The organism is Acetobacter pasteurianus (assembly GCF_009914215.2).
Lineage (GTDB): Bacteria > Pseudomonadota > Alphaproteobacteria > Acetobacterales > Acetobacteraceae > Acetobacter > Acetobacter pasteurianus.
Genome location: NZ_CP039846.2, coordinates 656,859 through 673,290 on the forward strand (window position 1 = coordinate 656,859; position 16,432 = coordinate 673,290).

Below are 16,432 nucleotides of genomic sequence, written 5' to 3' on the forward strand. Positions count from 1 at the left end.
ACTAGAACTGTAACGCATAAAGCCGCAGAGCGTTCTATCACATTTCAATGCGTTTTTATGAGAAAGAGGGAAGACCGTCTTTTCCCCGGCTTCTTACTTAAAAAAGGTAAGACACAAGCCAGTTGTAACCGTGGCCTGTGCCCTGTTTTTTACTGTCAGAACTCAGATACGTTCAAAAAATTTTATACCTTTTCGGCCAATTCAGGCAGAATTTTAAACAAATCACCTACCAAGCCATAATCAGCAACCTGAAAAATAGGTGCATCTTCATCTTTATTGATAGCAACTATAACCTTAGAATCTTTCATACCGGCCAAGTGCTGGATAGCACCTGAAATACCTACGGCAACATAAAGATCTGGTGCAACAATTTTACCGGTTTGCCCAACCTGCCAATCATTCGGAGCGTATCCGGCATCTACTGCGGCACGGCTTGCCCCTATGGCACCTCCCATTTTATCTGCTAATGCAGCTATCTGATGGAAATTATCCTTTGACCCCAAGCCTCTTCCTCCTGAAATAATAATTTTTGCAGAAGTAAGGTCCGGCCGTTCCGATACGGCAGTCTGATCCTCAACCCAGATAGAAAGTTCCGGTGTTGTCGGCACGGTTACCGGCTCAATACATGCTGTTAGCATGCTGGCCTTGCCAATTGGTGCGAAGGCAGCCGTACGAAGAGTACAAATTTTTATTGGATCTTTAGATCGCACCGTTTGCACGGCATTACCAGCATATACCGGTCTTTCAAATGTTTCTTCATCCTTGATACATGTGACATCGGCCAATACCATAACATCCAACAACATTGCCGCACGAGGCAGAATGTTGCGTGAAAAGGTTGTCGCACCAGCAACAATATGCGTATAGGAAGCACCCAGCTTTTGCAGCAAAATGGCAAGGGGTTCTGCCAATCCATGCGCAAGTGCTGCATCATCTGCCACAAAAACTTTTCTAACACCTATGAATTGTGCAGCAGCTTCAGCTGCACCTTTGCAGTTCTGGCCGGTTATCAAAACATCAGCCTGCCCCAAAGGTTCTATTGCCGTCAACGTACGAGCCAGTAGGTCTGTCAGTAGGTTTCCATTATGGGTTTCAGCTAAAAGCAGAACAGACATTTACAGAACTCCCGCTTCATTTTTCAATTTGGAAAGAAGCTCATCAACAGAATGCACTTTAACACCAGCTTGTCTTGCAGGCGGTTCAACAGTTTTTAAAACCTCCAGCCGTGGCGTTATGTCTATGCCCAATATCTCCAGAGGCATTTCCTCTATCGTTTTTTTCTTGGCTTTCATAATTGCCGGAAGCGCAACATAACGTGGCTGGTTAAGACGCAAATCTGTTGTAATAACAGCAGGAATTTTAAGACGCAGGGTTTGTAAACCGCCATCAACCTCACGGGTTACCAGCACGGTGCCCTCTGCCACATCCACGGCCGAGGCATAAGTGCCCTGCCCCCACCCCAACGCGGCTGCCAGCATCTGGCCGGTGGCATTCATATCATTATCAATGGCCTGCTTGCCTGCAATAACCAGATCTACCTTTTCTGAATCTACAATTTTTGCCAAAATGCGCGCTACGCAAAGAGGTTCCAGATCCTGGTCTGCATCTTGTGGTAGTGCAACCAGCAACGCCCGGTCCGCCCCCATGGCCAAAGCCGTGCGCAATGTATCCCGTGTTTGAGGCACACCAATGGAGACAGCCAGAACTTCGGTTGCAATGCCTTTTTCCTTCAGTCTGACAGCTTCTTCCAAGGCAATTTCATCAAAAGGATTCATGGACATTTTGACATTGCCTGTTTCAATGCCAGATCCATCTGCACGCACCCTTACGCGCACATTGTAATCAACAACACGTTTTACAGGAACGAGAATTTTCATTTTATGCTCCAGGCTTCAGCATACTGTCCGGAAACGTTCCACCATGATATCAAGCACGTCTTCGGGGTCTCGTTTCCACCAGTTTTGTGCAGAAAAAACCTCAACTTCACAAAAACCATCATATCCGGCAGATTCAACACATGCGCGCAGGCCCTTAATGTCTGCTACGCCGTCTCCCATCATGCCACGATCAAGCAAAAAATCTGTTGTGTGGGCTAACCAGTCACACAGATGAAAACCAAAAATACGGTTCTGTGCACGCATTAACTGCTGTGATATCTCTGTATCCCACCACACATGGTACACATCAATCGCCACACCAAGCCACGAAGAGGCAAGCTGATCACAGATATCAAGCGCATCGCGCGTTGTGGTGAGGCATGACCGATCTCCCCCATACATGGGATGCAAGGGTTCCAGAGCAAGACGAACACCGTTGCTTGCGGCGTAATCCAGCACGTCTGCCACACGTTCCGTTACATATTTCAGGCTTTCATGCACACCTTTTGTGCCAGCCTCCACCCCACCCACAACAATTGTCAAAACATCTCCATTCAACATAGATGTTTCATCAATTGATCTTAAGAAATCGTCCTTGATTTTGCGGGGATCCTGAAGAGAGAGCGGCCCTGTTAGAAAAGGTGCGCGACATAATCCAACAACCTTAACCCCCACCTGCTGTGCATACTGCCCAATCTGGGTTGCACGTGTGCCTATTTCTGGCCGCCAGAACACAATACCGCCAATACCGCGCCGAGCGCAGGCATCCAACGTTTGCTCCGCAGACCAGCCTGCCCCGGCACCGGGCATATTATGGCCAAGTGTGGCCGTGTTTAATGCCAGCGCTGCAGTGGAAAGGCTAAAATCACGCATCAGTCTGCCCCGTATAATGCCAACAGGCTGCGCATCCGCTGCACTGCCAGATCTGGCTTCTGCAACAACCCGCATTGATCTGCATGGCAAAAAATGTTTGTAAAATACGGTAAGGGCCTCATGGATTGCGCCCCATTCAACATGATGAAATGGTTTTGAAAGCCATTCAACCACGCCAGAAACACAACACCTGTTTTGTAATATTGTGTTGGAGCCTCAAACATCAGTCGGGCCAATGGCACTGTAGGGTCTAGCAGCGCATGAAACCCTTTTGTATCCCCTTCTCCCAAACGGGTCACAGCCGTTGCCGCCAAAGGTGCAATAGGGTCAAAAATGCCTAGCAGCGCATGGCTATAGCCCTGATCATCCCCCGCTATCAGTTCTGGATAATTGAAGTCATCCCCAGTGTACATTTTAACACCATGCGGAAGACGCCGCCGCATGATAATCTCTTTTTCCTTATCCAGAAGAGAGATTTTAATACCGTCAATTTTTGTTCTGTTGTTTTCTATAATGTCCAGAACTGTTGCCAGAGCGCTTTCAAAGTTCTCCGCTCCCCAGTATCCATGCAGAGCCGGATCAAAAGCACTGCCCAGCCAATGCAGCACTACGGGCTGATCACACCCGGCCAACACGCGGGCATAAACTTTCTTATAATCCTCTGGGCCTTTTGCCACGCGCACCAACGCGCGGCTGGCCATAAGAATAATACGCGCGCCAACAGCCTGAATGGCCTCAACCTGTTCCATGTAAGCTCGCACAATATCGTCTATTGTACGGGCATTTTCCGGATTCAGATGGTCTGTGCCGCATCCATTCACCACGCGGGCTTCTGGCAGTTCTGATCTGGTACGCTTAATCAGTTCCAGGGCATTGGGCCAATCTAACCCCATGCCACGTTGTGCTGTATCCATTGCTTCGGCAATACCAAGCCCCAACCCCGCCAGATGATGGCGGAAGGCCATTGTAGCCTGCCAGTCAATAGCTGCAGCACCTGATGGTGCTGTGGGGCTGAAAGGATCTGCGGTAACATGTGCCGCAGAATACACGATACGTGCAGGGCTAGGCGGCAAACTTTTGGCTGGCGTATATTTGCCACTTAACTGATAAGCCGTTTTAACACCTTTGCTATCGGGCAGAAATATTTTCATGGTCATTCTCAAAAGCGGGGCACAAGCATTCCAGCATCTGCTGAGATAACCTGACCAGTTGTATAAGGAAGATCACCACGCGCCAGAGCAGCCACAATGCGTCCGATTTCAGCAGGTTCTCCCACACGGGGGAACAGGGTAAGCCCCTGTTCTGCGCGTGCCCGATACTGCTCTATAACGGGTAAAGTCATTTCCGTGGCAATCAGACCGGGCTGTACATCGTAAACAGCAATATTTTCTGCCCCCAGCCTTACCGCAAATGTTTTTGACACCATGGCAGCCGCAGCCTTGGAGGCACAATATTCCGAACGGGCCGTTGCCACCGCCACTGCATTGGATGAGGTGATATTCACAAGAGAATAAAAGACATTCTGCAAGCGCGTTTTTGACAGAAGATGTTTTGCAAAAGCCTGAGACAGAAAAAACATGGCGCGTGCATTTACTGCAAAACAGCGATCCCAGCTTTCTGGCGTAACATCCAGCAGATCTCCACGATGCAGAACCCCTACACCAGCATTGTTGACCAGTGTTGTCAGCGGCCCCAACCTGGATTCGATACCGGAAAATATGCTGGGGTAATCATTGCTTTTTGCAACATCGAAAGGAACAGGGAGAACAGGCACACCAAAAGATGAAAGATGCTGGCAGGCAGATGCAAGTTCCGCATCATCAGCCAGACCATTTACAGCAACCGAAAAACCATTTTTTGCCAGAGCCTCCGCTATGGCAAGGCCAATCCCGCGAGATGCCCCCGTAACAAGCGCAACCTGTGTCATGCAGTTGCGCCTTTCTTGAGCAGTTCACGCGCAATAATCATGCGCTGTATCTGGTTTGTACCTTCATAAATCTGGGTAATTTTTGCATCACGATACAGGCGTTCCACTTCGAAACCACGAATATAGCCAGAGCCACCAAAAACCTGCACCGCATCGGCGGTACGGGCCACGGCCATATCTCCAGCAAAACACTTGGCCATGGAGCACGAACGCGTTGCATCCAGCCCGTGGTCAATTTTCATGGCCGCGGCGTAAACCAGAAGGCGTGCTGCTTCAATATCTTTTGCCATATCCGCCAAAAGCCACTGCACACCTTGAAATTCGGAAATATGCTTTCCAAACTGCTTGCGTGTGCCAGCATATTCCACCGCGGCTTCCAGCCCGGCCTGTGCAATACCAACAGCCAGAGAGGCAATGCCAACGCGGCCTTTATCCAGCACGCTCATCATCATATGGAAGCCGCGGTTCATGTCCCCCAGCAGCGCATTTGGGCCAAGGCGTACATCCTGAAAATCCAGCGCGCCCACCTGGCTGGCACGCTGCCCCATTTTGTGTTCCTTTGGCCCGCGCTCTACACCTTTTGCGTGCAGATCCACAATAAAGATAGACATGCCACGGTTGCCTGCCTCTTTATCTGTACGGGCCAGTACAAACCCTATATCTGCAACCGGTGCATTGTGAATCCAGATTTTGCCACCATTCAGCACCCAGCCCTCACCGTCCTTTACTGCGGTGGTACGAATACCGGAAACATCCGTGCCTGCTTCTGGCTCGGTAATACAGTAGGCAACCTTTTGCTGCATGGACATGATGGAAGGCAAAAGTTTCTGCTGTTCTGGCGTGCCATGCCGCACAAGTAATGTTGTAATCAACTCTACCAACCCACACTGATCTGCCACACTGGCATACCCGCGGGAAAGTTCTTCCATCACTACGGCATAGGTAAGTGTATCAAAACCGGGGCCGCCCAATTCTTCTGGCACGGCAATACCGAACAGGCCAAGTTTGCCCATTTCTTCATAAATTTCTGCCGGAAATCGTTCTTCCCGGTCCAGAGCTTCTGCGGCCGGACGCACAACGGCATTTACAAAAGAACGTGTTGTTGCGCGGACTTCTTCTTGTGTTTCATTCAGAAACATGACCGACTCCTTATTTTTATAACTAGATAGTTACTTATTGCAAAAACAAAGACCAGAACTTTTTACAAAAACACACATCAAGTATTTTTGAAAAATGACTTAAAAATATATTGTTTTAACAATATATTTAGATGCCTATCGCACAATTATGGCGCGGAAATCATTGATATTTGTGCCTGTTGGCCCTGTTACATACAGATCATGCAGCGTATCAAAGGCCGTATAGGCATCATTCTCTACAAGCAAAGCCGCTGGTAGATAACCTGCCTTTCGCAAACGCTCTGCTGTACTGCCATCTGCAAAAGCACCGGCATTCTTTTCTGATCCATCAATACCATCTGTATCTGCGGCCAGCGCTGTAAACGGCAAGCCTTCTGCGGCAATGGCCAACGCCAATAAAAATTCCGTATTTCTGCCGCCGCGGCCTTTCCCTTTTAGGGTAACGGTCGTTTCTCCACCTGAAAGAATAACGCAGGGGCGCTGAAAAGGACGGTTACGCAGGATGATCTCCCGCAATAAGGCTGCATGCACTTTTGCAACCTCTCGCGCTTCACCTTCCATAGCATCAGACAGAATAAAAGGAGTTAAACCGTTCTGGCGAACCCGTTGAGCGGCAGCTTCTAACGAAGCATGCGCAGAAGCTACAATGCGCACAGTGTTACGACTAAAAACCGGATTTGTGGCCAGAGGGGCCTGTTCCTTATCGCTTTCAAGCCACGCCTGTATTTTGGGTGGAAGCTCGATTTTCCATGTACGGGCAAGATTTCTGGCCTCTGCCCGGCCAGAGCAATCAGGCACTGTGGGGCCAGATGCAACCTGTGCGGGATCATCCCCCGGCACATCCGATACAACCAGTGTCACCACGCGTGCAGGCCATGCAGCCTGTGCCAGACGCCCCCCTTTAATGCCCGAAACCTGTTTGCGCAGCGTGTTCATAACGGAAATGGGCGCGCCAGATGCCAACAGAATCTGATTGAGGGCAATTTCATCCTGCAAGGTTAAATCTCCCGCAGGGCATGGCAGAAGTGATGATCCGCCACCGCACACAAGGGCAACCACAAGGTCTTCCGGCCCAAGATTTTTTACAGCGGCAAATAGTGCCTGCGATGCCGCAATACCTGCATCATCTGGAACAGGATGCGCGGCTTCCATCACGCGGATAGAGCGCGTAGGGCACGTATCTCCATAACGTGTGACAACCACACCCTCTAACGGCCCATCCCACAAGGCTTCAAACGCAGCAGCCATGTGCGCAGCGCCTTTTCCGGCACCGATCACCACGGTACGGCCACGGGGGCGCTCAGGCAGATGCGCTGCCAGAACATATTCCAGGTTTGCCGCTGCTATAGCAGCATCAAACAGTTTGGACAGAAATGTACGATCATCCTGTATCACGGTATTTTCCGCCTTTTCTTGTTTTTATAGGGCGGTTGCGTGTTAGAGTTTCAAACCCATCGGGCTATCATGGAACAAAACAGCATCCATTGTCTTGAGGTTTGGCGCCACATGCAGCGCGCCAGAGGCCTGGGCAATAATATCGCGTTGCAGATCAATGCCTGGCGCTATTTCTGTAACCGTGAGCTGGCCCTCCAGAAGTTTCATCACGCAGCGTTCCGTCACATACGTAATATCCTGCCCTGTTTGCGCGGCTTTACGACCGGAAAAACTGACCTGAGAAACCTGCGGCACAATTTTTGCAATCTTGCCTTCTTTGTCTATAACCAGCTTGCCGTTTTCGATGTGCATTTTTGCACCGGCATTAAAATTACCTGAAAAAATAATACGCTTTGCACGGCTTGTAATATCTACAAACCCGCCAGCACCTGCGGTGCGATGTGGTGTGGCGGCCAGTCGGCTGACATTTACGGAGCCATCCTGACCAATTTCAAGAAAGGACAGTAAGGAGCAATCAAAACCACCAGCCTGAAAATAGGAAAACTGGTGTGGTGAGGCCACAAAAGCCTCTGCATTACTGGCACATCCAAATTTGAAATCCAGCAACGGCACCCCACCAACGGCACCCTGCTCGATCACCCATGTTACAGCACCGTGCTGTCCTTCTTCCAAAAGAATACGTGGGACATTTGCAGAAATACCAAAACCGATGTTGACGGCCCAATCCTTTTGCAGATCTTGCGCCACACGCCGAGCCATAACTTTGGCAGGCCCAAATGCCGGAACCTCAAAACTGGATAACGGGCGGAAAATCTCTCCCGAAATGGCAGGATCATAAAATGTTGCTGTGGTTTGAAGCTGTTCTGGCGCCTCCACCACCACATCCACCAAAATGCCGGGCACTTTAACATCATGCGGTTTTAGCGTGCCTTGGGCTGCAACGCGGCGCACCTGGGCAATCACCAACCCGCCGTTATTGTGCGCAGCCAGAGCCATTTCCATAGCGCCCAGCGTTGCGCCTTCCTGCTCAAAGGTCAGGTTTCCTTTTTCATCTGCTGTGCTGGCACGAATAATGGCAACATCTGGCTTCAGGGCCGAAAAATAGAGCCATTCCTCGCCCTCAAATTGCAGTGTTTTGACAATAGGCTGCTGGCGCGCGGTTTCGTTCATGGCGCACCCTTCCAGCCGAGGGTCAGCAAAGGTATCAATCCCCACTTTTGTAAGCACGCCCGGCCTGCACGCGGCCCCTTCGCGCAGCATGTCAAAAATAATGCCAGATGGCACGTTATATGCCGCCAGTTCCTCGCCTAAAATGCGTTGCCAGATTAACGGCGGAGCCGCGTTGGTGGGGCCAGAAGGGTAAGAGCCACCAATAATGCGGCGGATCATGCCCGGCTGCGCAATATGGTCTACCCCTTTGGTGCCGAACATATCCCCCGCACAGATGGGGTGAATTGTTGTAAGCTGCCCGGGAACCCCTTCTGCTGCAAACCGTTGGCCCAGAGCCTCCAACACGGCATCCGGGCATAACAGCCCAGAAGATGAATTGACCGCAATGGTCGCGCCATTTTTTATAAGGGTTACAGCTTGCGCCGCAGTTTTAACTTTTGCCATGGATTGTGGTCCATTTTCTTATTATATAACTATCCAGTTACTTACATGCGGAGTGAATATGAGATTCGGCTTTCTTGCAAGAGCAATTTTGTTATCTGGAACTTTTTATCTGGGGGCGGTGTGCGTGATATGAGAGTAAACCGTGCTGTTCTGCCCAGATACGCGCCAATGCACACAAAATGAATCATGTTGTGAGCAAACGCTGCCTCAGCTAAATATGATCCCGCCCCTTCCTTCCCTGCACCTAACAGGTTCACCCATTGACCCAGCCCCCCACCACCCGCCGCTCTGCTTCTTCCCGGCCACGTATCCGAGATGCTGAAGCAACACGACAGCGCATTCTGGAAGCTGCAAAAAAAGAATTTGCGCAAAATGGGCTGGAAGGCGCGCGCGTTGATACAATTGCGCTAGAAGCACAAGCAAACAAGCGCATGCTGTACCATTACTTTGAAAGCAAAGACGCTGATTTCTCACACTTGAGGCAATTTCGGGTTATTTTGTAGAATTCAGTCATCCCACAGGAGCCCGATCTGGAATATTGACGATATTGTGCTTCTGGCGGCGGGTTCTGAACGCAGTGAGGGTGTCACGGCCTGAGAAGGCAGTGTTGGTGGAAGCTATGTGGTCTGTGCACTGTCTGTTTCTTCAGATGGCCTGCCGGAGCCTTCGCAATCGTGCATGAGCGAGGGCGAATTCATGCTGACAGGGGAACATGTCCGGCATGGACAGGACAATCCGACGGACGCTGAGCGTTACACGTGTCGCGATTTTGAGCAGTCGTGCGCGTATGGTGCCACAGGTCGCCGTCTCCAGGCTGGTCTGGCCAAGGGCCAGTCTTTGCAGAGCGATCAGCAGGACATAGGCTGCGGCCGAGAACCACAGCCGGAGCTGGTTGGCCCGGATGGTGTGGGACGAGGTCCTGTCTGAGAACAGATCCATCTGGCATTCCTTGATGCGGTTTTCCATATCCCCGCGTGCGCAGTAAATCTGTTCGTAGAGATGGCGGGGGTCGGACATTCCCTGCGGTAGCGTGGTGACAATGAAGCGATGATAGCGGTTGCCGTGGCGCCATTCGGCCTTGGCCACGACCCGCCTGCGGCGCGTCCAGCTGTCCTTTGTGATCCAGTCAAAGGAGGCGAAACCGCGCGCAGCTCTGCCTGTCGTGGCGGCTTCGTCACGAACCTCAGCGGACAAAGAGGCAATCCGGTCATACAGGCGGGTGTTGCCTGCAAGCCCGAACAGGAAGTCAACGTGGTTGTCTTCGCACCATGTCATCAGACTGTCCCGGGCGAAACCGCTGTCCCCACGCACCAGGATACGCACCCGGGGCCAACGGCTCCTGATCTGCTCCACGATCCGGCGGATGTCTGCCAGTGCTTCCTTCCCCGGGTCCCTGTCTGCCGTGCGCAGGGTAGCGCTGAGGAGATGATCCCCGCAAAAGATGTATAGCGGCAGATAGCAGTTATGGCCGTAATACCCATGAAAGGCACGGCCTTCCTGATGGCCATGGATACGGTCATCGGTGGCATCCACATCCAGAACGATGCGGGCGGGTGCGCGCTCATGCTGGTCCAGAAAGAGCGTGACGAACAGGGTCGCCAGGGCCTCATGATCAGCAATGATCCGACAGTAACGATCTGCCTTGTGCCCACTGCGCTCCAACCGGTTCAGTGTAGATTTGCCAGCCAATGCTGCGCAGTTTGCCCGGCCTCCTGACAGACGGCCCGAGGCCAGACCAAAGATCAGGTCATGCCGCAGGGCATCGTGATCATTGAGATCTTCATAGCCCAGTGCCAGGCCCATGATCCGCTGACGGACAAGGTCTTCAACCCGGTATTCCACAAAGGCAGGATGCCGCTTATCGCGAAAACAGGCAGCAAAGCGGCGGCTGAGACCCAGAATGTCATCAGCCTGCTTCACCAGAATGACGCCCCCATCCGAACTCATGCACCCCCCGTCAAAACGGGCCACAACACGCCGTCCACAGGAGGCTGGAAACTCATACGCGCCTGCGCTACACTCTGTCTGCATCGGGTTTTCTTGATGATTATGGAAATTTCTTTTCTACAAAACAGACTTTTTCATAATCTAACCCGATGTACAACCCTTCTGTGAGATTTCCGCGAAGAAAATCTGTTCAAGATTATTATTGAACAGGCCTATATTGATATCCGCTCTCAGGAAGCCAAGCTCAATCTGGAAAAGCTTCCGCCTAAAGATGCGATGATAAAATTTGTGAAGTTCACATGGGATTATTATCTGAAAAACCCAGAATTTATCACACTTGTTAACAATGAAAATCTGAACAAGGCCCGCCATATCAGCCAATCTACCGTGTTGCGTGATATCAGCCAGAAATTTGTAAACCGTATTCAGGCCATTCTTGATAAGGGCGCCAAGGAAGGCGTATTCCGTAAGGGGCTGGATGCCGTGCAGGTAAATATTACCATTGCCTCAATAGGCTATTACTATCTCACCAACTGCTATACTGGCTCTGTTATTTTTGAGCGTGATTTTCTTTCACGCAAGGCTCTTCAGGACCGTCTGGACTTTAATATAGATACGGTCTTACGGATGCTGTGTGTTGAAAAAACAATTTAACACAACCGCTTTCCACACTTTTTGCTGCTAGCCTTATGCAATCTGCCACAATACTGTTGTATTACACAGCACTTAACAGTGTAAGAGCGCAACGCTATCCTGCCTTATCTCATATTCATAATCACTTCGGGGCTGATACCCTCCGTATTTTGAAAACACCCTTTAAAACCCGCAGGAAACACGGCCACCAATAAAGCGTGGCTCACCGGGAATATAGAAATACGTGGTGGTGGCCATGCCGCCGCTTTCGGCATAGCGTTTGTCCAAAATATTGCGAGCGTACAGCGTGGCCTCCCACTTGCCCGAAGGCGGGCGGAACGTCACATGCGCGCCCAGCAGAAAATACGATGGCAGGCGTTCATACCCCGTGCCGCCCACCACAATGGCCTGGCTGCCCCGGTATTGCCAATCCGGCCCAAAATCCAGCCGATACCCCTTGCCCAAAGGCTGCCGCCACATGGCCTCACCATTCAGGGTGAGTTTGGGGGAGCCGTTATCCACCCCGGCAAAGTTACGCTCTATGGCGTTCCATGTGCCGTGCTGGGCGTAATAGGCGTTGGTGGCGGTGCGGTCCACGTTGGGGAAGTTCTGAAAATCCCCACGCTGCCAGCCAATGTTTTGCATAATATGCAGACGGCTTATGGGGTTGGCCTCCAGCGTGGCCTCAAAACCCCAGCTTTCAGATTTGGGGGCGTTTGTAATCTCGCTTAACGGGCCGTAATCGGGAATCAGCACCGTGCCCACAACCTGCTGGTTATGGTAATCATTATAAAACGCCGCACCGTTAATACGCAGGCGGTTGGGTATGGGGTCTGATTTAAAGCCCAGCTCGTATGTCAGCACGGTTTCGGGGTGAAACGGGTCTAGCTGCGCCTGCACCTGCGTATTGTTGGCCGTAAAGCCGCCGGGCTTAAAGCCCTTGCTCATTTTGTAATACAGCATGGCATTGGGCACGAACTGCCATGAAACACCCACCTGCCCCGCAAACTGGTTGGAGGCCGTGCTTTCTGCGTGGAAGTTATGCGTGGCCCCGCCAAAGATCTGCGATGTCAGGCCCGTAATGCTGCGGTCATCCAGCTCATGCAAAAGCCCCGCCCAGATGGTGACGTTATGCGGCAACCGATAGCTCACATGCCCGAATTCCGAAACGCTCTGCTGGTTCTGCCCGAATGAGGTGGACATCATGTATCCACGCGCAGCGTAATCCGTGTAGTTAAAGAAGAAGCGCTGGTTCATCTGGCTGCGCTGATAATAGCCGCCCACAACCCAGTTCAGCCGCCCACCAAGGGCAGAGCCGTTCAGCCGTGCTTCCTGCGTAAACACGTTGCCATCTATGGTGCGGTAGGTATCGGCCTCCTGCCGCGCAGTGCCGTCCTGATCTGTGTATTCGCCACGCCGTTCGGTTTCAAACGCGCTGACGGATGTAAACGTCACCGGCCCGAAATCGTGGATGATATGCACATCCGCGCCCCAGTACTGGTTGTGCTCGCTGGGTTTTAGTCCATCACGCCGACCGATCAGCTTGTCGAATGTGGAATTGGAAGACCACTGCGCATCTGTTCCCATGCCGTAATCGGGCAGCGGGGTGGAGCCGATAATGCGGTGCACGGCCTGCGGGGTGACAACCTCGCTGTTGTCCTGCACAAAATGGCCGCCAAGCTGGATGGTGGTGTTATCATCCGGCCGCCAGCGCAGCTTGCCGCGCAGCGCCCATAAATCGGCATCACCTAAATGATCACCATTTTCGGGGTCTCGCTGCCAGCCGCCGCCTTGGCGTGTTTGCCCCGCCAGCCGAAAATCCAGCCCCTTGGCCAACGGGCCAGAAACATAGGCCTCGCTCCGGCTGCGGGCGTAGGAGGCAATATCCTGCGAGGCCCCAAAATGCCACGTATCCGTTGGGTCTGCCGTGCGCAAATGCACTTCCCCACCCGTGGTGGACTGGCCGTGCTCCGTCCCCACCGGGCCGGGTGTTACGCTGGCGCTGGCCAGATCAAACATCATGCCGTCTGTCATGGCGGCGTAGGGGTAGGCCACATCGTCCACATAAGTCAGTACGGTGGGCATGTTGTTCTGGGTAAAGTCATTAAACCCGGAACCACGCAGGTAAAAGTTGGTGGAGGCCGTGCCGTTGATGCTCTGCATCGTTAAATTCGGGGCCACATGCTCCAGCCCGCGCAGGGTGGTGATATCGCGGTTGCGCAGCAGCTCCGCCGTAAGGTGCGTGGTGGCATCTGGCTCGTGCTGGGCGGGTTGAAACATATAGTCATACCGGTGGGCGTTCACCTGCACGGATGTGCTGCTGCGGGCTTCCACCGCAGCGGGTGGGCCTGCGTGGTGGGCGGTATGTGCACCTGCATTATGCTGCCCATGTGCATGGGGGTGCGGGGGCTGGTGCTCTGCCACATCGGGTTGGGCGGCCTGCACCATAATGGGCCACAGGCCCAGCGCCATAAGCCCGGCACAGCGCAAAACACCGCGCGCCCGCTGCGCCGCAACACGCCTGCTCTGGTGTGGCACCCGCCCTACGGCAACACGCTGCCTGTTTCTTGATCGGCCAGAAATAACGCCATACCCCTTGCTTTTGTGCACCTGCGGGCCGCCGCATAACGTGCAACGCATAACATATATGTGTGTTTCAGCCCCCTAATGCGGGGGATGCCTGCAAGATGCAAGCACACATGCGGGCTGGCAGAAAAATTCATTCCCTTACGGCCAACCCATACTTGCCCGCACCACACGGGGTAGGCAGCCTTCCATGCCAGAGGTAAGGTGGGGCGGAATATTCTTTTGTTTCCGAACACTCAGGTGGGTGGGCCTGCCCCGCACACCTGCTCCAGAAGAAAGAAAGCGGAGACTCCATTTGTCCAAGCTCCTCTCCCGTTCCTCCCTGCGTGGCGCATTGTTGCTTTCTGCTGCCCTTGTTGGCGCCACCGCAGGCGCTCCTGCCCCGGCGCATGCTGCCGCGCCATCTGCCCCCACAACGCAGCCAGCCCCCGCCAGCTTTGGCTCTTGGGGTGTGGATCTGGAAGGGCGGGACCTCAGCGTAAAACCGGGGAACGACTTTTTCCGCTACGCCAACGGCACCTATCTGGACCACCTGCAAATTCCCGCAGACATGACAAGCTATGGCCCCTTCAACGCGCTGGCCGAGCTTTCCCGCACACGGGTGCAGGGTATCTTGAATGATCTTTCCGCCCATCCGGTGGAAAACCCGCGCAGCATTGAAGAAAAGCTGGGCACGTTTTACGCCTCCTATATGGATGAGGCTGCGGTAGAAAGCCTTGGCACCCGCCCGCTCAAGGAAGATCTGGACGCCATTCGCGCCATTAAAACGCCGTCTGATCTGGCAGCCCTTACCGGCTCCTGCCCCGGTAACTTCCAGTTCTCGCCGTTCTCTCTGGGTATCAACCCGGATGCCAAAGACCCCACGCGCTATGCGCTTAATCTGGATCAGGCCGGGCTGGGCCTGCCAGACCGCGATTATTACCTGAAGCCGGAATTCGCCAGCAAGAAAAAGGCCTATCAGGCCTATGTGGAAAAGGCGCTCACGCTGGCAGATTGGCCAGAACCCGCAAAGGCCGCCACAGCGATTGTAACGTTTGAAACACGCCTGGCCAAAGCCCACTGGGCGCGTGAAACCCTGCGCGACCCGCAAAAAACCTACAACCCGATGACGGTGGCTGATCTGGCCAAAAACGCGCCGGGGTTTGAATGGTCCATCTGGCTTTCCGCCGCGGGCCTGCCCGAACAGGGGCTGGACAAGCGCGTGCTGATTGTGGGCGAACCCTCCGCCATTACGGAAGAAGCCCGCGTGGTGGCCGATACGGATATGGATACACTGCGGGCATGGCTGGCCGCGCATCTGGTAGAAAACGCCACATCCTACCTGCCAGACCGGTTTGAACAGGCACGCTTTGCGCTTACCAAATCCCTCACTGGCCAGCCTTCCCTGCCCGCACGGTGGAAGCGCGGCGTGCAGGCCACCAGCTCCGCCATGGGTATGGCGCTGGGCAAGGTATATGTGCAGCGTTACTTTCCGCCAGAAAACCGCACCACCATGCAAAAGCTGACCACGGACTTAAAAGATGCCTTCCGTGTGCGCCTGCGCAACAATACGTGGATGAGCCCCGCCACCAAGCAGGCCGCGCTGCGCAAGCTTGAAAACTTTGAAATTCAGGTAGGCTACCCCAACAAATGGCGCGATTACGCCAGCCTTGAAGTGCATAAGGGCGATGTATACGGCAACGCCCGCAACGGTGTGGCGTATGAATGGCGCTACTGGCTGGCACGGCTGGACCAGCCAGTGGACCGTGATGAATGGGACATGACACCCCAGACCGTGAACGCCTACAACAACCCGCTGTTTGATCAGGTTGTGTTCCCGGCTGCCATTCTGCAACCGCCGTTCTTTAACCCCAAGGCGGATATGGCCGCAAACTACGGGGCCATTGGCGGCGTGATCGGCCATGAAATGACCCACTCCTTCGATGATGAAGGCCGCCAGTTTGATGAACACGGCCGCCTGCATGATTGGTGGACAAAGGAAGATGCCGCCCGGTTCCAGAAACTGGCCGACCGGCTTGGCGCGCAGTTTGATGCGTTTGAGGTGCTGCCCGGCGTGCACGTAAACGGCAAGCTGACAATGGGTGAAAACATTGCAGATCTGGGCGGCCTTACGCTGGCGCTGGATGCGTACCATGCCGCACTTAAAGGCAAGCCCGCGCCAGAGCTGGATGGCCTGACGGGGGACCAGCGCGTGTTCCTTGGCTGGGCACAGGTATGGCGTGAAAAACTGCGCGAAGAAACCATCCGCCGTCTGGTGGTAACAGACCCGCACTCCCCACCGCAGGCACGTGTGAACATGCCCATGCACAATATTGATGCATGGTACGATGCGTGGAAGGTGCAGCCCACAGATAAGCTCTACCTTGCGCCAGATCAGCGCGTAAAAATCTGGTAACGCCTCACACCAACCCCACACCGTATGGCCTCTGCCCCGGCATGGT

The 16,432-nt window shown here is 53.3% G+C and carries 12 protein-coding genes and 1 pseudogene; 3 read left to right on the plus strand and 10 right to left on the minus strand.

Going from position 1 to position 16,432, the window contains the following annotated elements:
• Positions 1-182: 182 nt before the first annotated feature.
• The 8 genes from FCN51_RS16470 to FCN51_RS16505 form a co-directional block, all read right to left on the minus strand.
• Positions 183-1,049: an electron transfer flavoprotein subunit alpha/FixB family protein gene (locus FCN51_RS16470; RefSeq protein ID WP_160257147.1), complete on the minus strand. Its 867-nt coding sequence runs from the start codon at positions 1,047-1,049 to the stop codon at positions 183-185.
• 66 nt (positions 1,050-1,115) lie between these two features.
• Complete coding sequence (locus FCN51_RS16475; RefSeq protein WP_003626089.1) at positions 1,116-1,877, minus strand: electron transfer flavoprotein subunit beta/FixA family protein; 762 nt, start codon at positions 1,875-1,877, stop codon at positions 1,116-1,118.
• 15 nt (positions 1,878-1,892) lie between these two features.
• Positions 1,893-2,750 (minus strand): sugar phosphate isomerase/epimerase family protein, encoded by an 858-nt coding sequence (locus FCN51_RS16480; protein ID WP_160256372.1) that lies wholly within the window; start codon positions 2,748-2,750, stop codon positions 1,893-1,895.
• A complete protein-coding gene (locus FCN51_RS16485; RefSeq protein WP_160256373.1) occupies positions 2,750-3,907 on the minus strand; it encodes a dihydrodipicolinate synthase family protein in 1,158 nt (385 codons plus the stop codon). Before FCN51_RS16485 ends, FCN51_RS16480 begins: the two co-directional genes overlap by 1 nt.
• Positions 3,908-3,909: 2 nt before the next feature.
• Positions 3,910-4,677: a 3-ketoacyl-ACP reductase gene (locus FCN51_RS16490; protein WP_124295099.1), complete on the minus strand. Its 768-nt coding sequence runs from the start codon at positions 4,675-4,677 to the stop codon at positions 3,910-3,912.
• Complete coding sequence (locus tag FCN51_RS16495) at positions 4,674-5,816, minus strand: acyl-CoA dehydrogenase family protein (protein WP_003626098.1); 1,143 nt, start codon at positions 5,814-5,816, stop codon at positions 4,674-4,676. The genes FCN51_RS16490 and FCN51_RS16495 overlap by 4 nt, the downstream gene beginning before the upstream one ends.
• 135 nt (positions 5,817-5,951) lie before the next feature.
• Positions 5,952-7,211, minus strand: a complete 1,260-nt coding sequence (locus tag FCN51_RS16500; RefSeq protein ID WP_160256374.1) for a glycerate kinase type-2 family protein — start codon at positions 7,209-7,211, stop codon at positions 5,952-5,954.
• A 42-nt stretch (positions 7,212-7,253) separates the two neighbouring features.
• The gene (locus tag FCN51_RS16505; protein WP_124306857.1) at positions 7,254-8,825 is read right to left on the minus strand and encodes an acyl CoA:acetate/3-ketoacid CoA transferase; all 1,572 of its coding nucleotides are present in this window, start codon (positions 8,823-8,825) and stop codon (positions 7,254-7,256) included.
• Positions 8,826-9,085: 260 nt separating this feature from the next.
• Between FCN51_RS16505 and FCN51_RS16510 the strand changes: the two are divergent.
• Positions 9,086-9,286: pseudogene (locus tag FCN51_RS16510) on the plus strand (TetR/AcrR family transcriptional regulator); the annotation flags it as partial.
• A 184-nt stretch (positions 9,287-9,470) separates the two neighbouring features.
• On the opposite strand, the gene FCN51_RS16515 reads toward FCN51_RS16510, so the two are convergent.
• The gene (locus FCN51_RS16515; protein ID WP_006115870.1) at positions 9,471-10,856 is read right to left on the minus strand and encodes an IS1380-like element IS1380A family transposase; all 1,386 of its coding nucleotides are present in this window, start codon (positions 10,854-10,856) and stop codon (positions 9,471-9,473) included.
• A gap of 192 nt (positions 10,857-11,048) precedes the next feature.
• Between FCN51_RS16515 and FCN51_RS16520 the strand changes: the two genes are divergently transcribed.
• Entirely contained in the window at positions 11,049-11,426 is a 378-nt protein-coding gene (locus FCN51_RS16520) for a hypothetical protein (protein WP_310257913.1), read from the plus strand.
• A gap of 162 nt (positions 11,427-11,588) precedes the next feature.
• On the opposite strand, the gene FCN51_RS16525 is transcribed toward FCN51_RS16520, so the two are convergent.
• The gene (locus FCN51_RS16525; RefSeq protein ID WP_160256375.1) at positions 11,589-14,045 is read right to left on the minus strand and encodes a TonB-dependent receptor; all 2,457 of its coding nucleotides are present in this window, start codon (positions 14,043-14,045) and stop codon (positions 11,589-11,591) included.
• A gap of 136 nt (positions 14,046-14,181) precedes the next feature.
• Here FCN51_RS16525 and FCN51_RS16530 point away from each other — a divergent pair, with 136 nt between their 5' ends.
• Positions 14,182-16,386 carry a M13 family metallopeptidase gene (locus FCN51_RS16530; RefSeq protein WP_160256376.1) on the plus strand — a complete coding sequence of 735 codons (2,205 nt, stop codon included), beginning with the start codon at positions 14,182-14,184 and terminating at the stop codon, positions 16,384-16,386.
• Positions 16,387-16,432 lie beyond the last annotated feature (46 nt).

Bases quoted from the DNA above. Each gene is read 5' to 3' on its own strand.
- FCN51_RS16475 (WP_003626089.1), bottom strand. From the start codon at position 1,877: ATGAAAATTCTCGTTCCTGTAAAACGTGTTGTTGATTACAATGTGCGC.
- FCN51_RS16480 (WP_160256372.1), bottom strand. From the start codon at position 2,750: ATGCGTGATTTTAGCCTTTCCACTGCAGCGCTGGCATTAAACACGGCC.
- FCN51_RS16485 (WP_160256373.1), bottom strand. From the start codon at position 3,907: ATGACCATGAAAATATTTCTGCCCGATAGCAAAGGTGTTAAAACGGCT.
- FCN51_RS16490 (WP_124295099.1), bottom strand. From the start codon at position 4,677: ATGACACAGGTTGCGCTTGTTACGGGGGCATCTCGCGGGATTGGCCTT.
- FCN51_RS16495 (WP_003626098.1), bottom strand. From the start codon at position 5,816: ATGTTTCTGAATGAAACACAAGAAGAAGTCCGCGCAACAACACGTTCT.
- FCN51_RS16505 (WP_124306857.1), bottom strand. From the start codon at position 8,825: ATGGCAAAAGTTAAAACTGCGGCGCAAGCTGTAACCCTTATAAAAAAT.
- FCN51_RS16515 (WP_006115870.1), bottom strand. From the start codon at position 10,856: ATGCAGACAGAGTGTAGCGCAGGCGCGTATGAGTTTCCAGCCTCCTGT.
- FCN51_RS16520 (WP_310257913.1), top strand. From the start codon at position 11,049: ATGATAAAATTTGTGAAGTTCACATGGGATTATTATCTGAAAAACCCA.
- FCN51_RS16525 (WP_160256375.1), bottom strand. From the start codon at position 14,045: ATGCGTTGCACGTTATGCGGCGGCCCGCAGGTGCACAAAAGCAAGGGG.
- FCN51_RS16530 (WP_160256376.1), top strand. From the start codon at position 14,182: ATGCCAGAGGTAAGGTGGGGCGGAATATTCTTTTGTTTCCGAACACTC.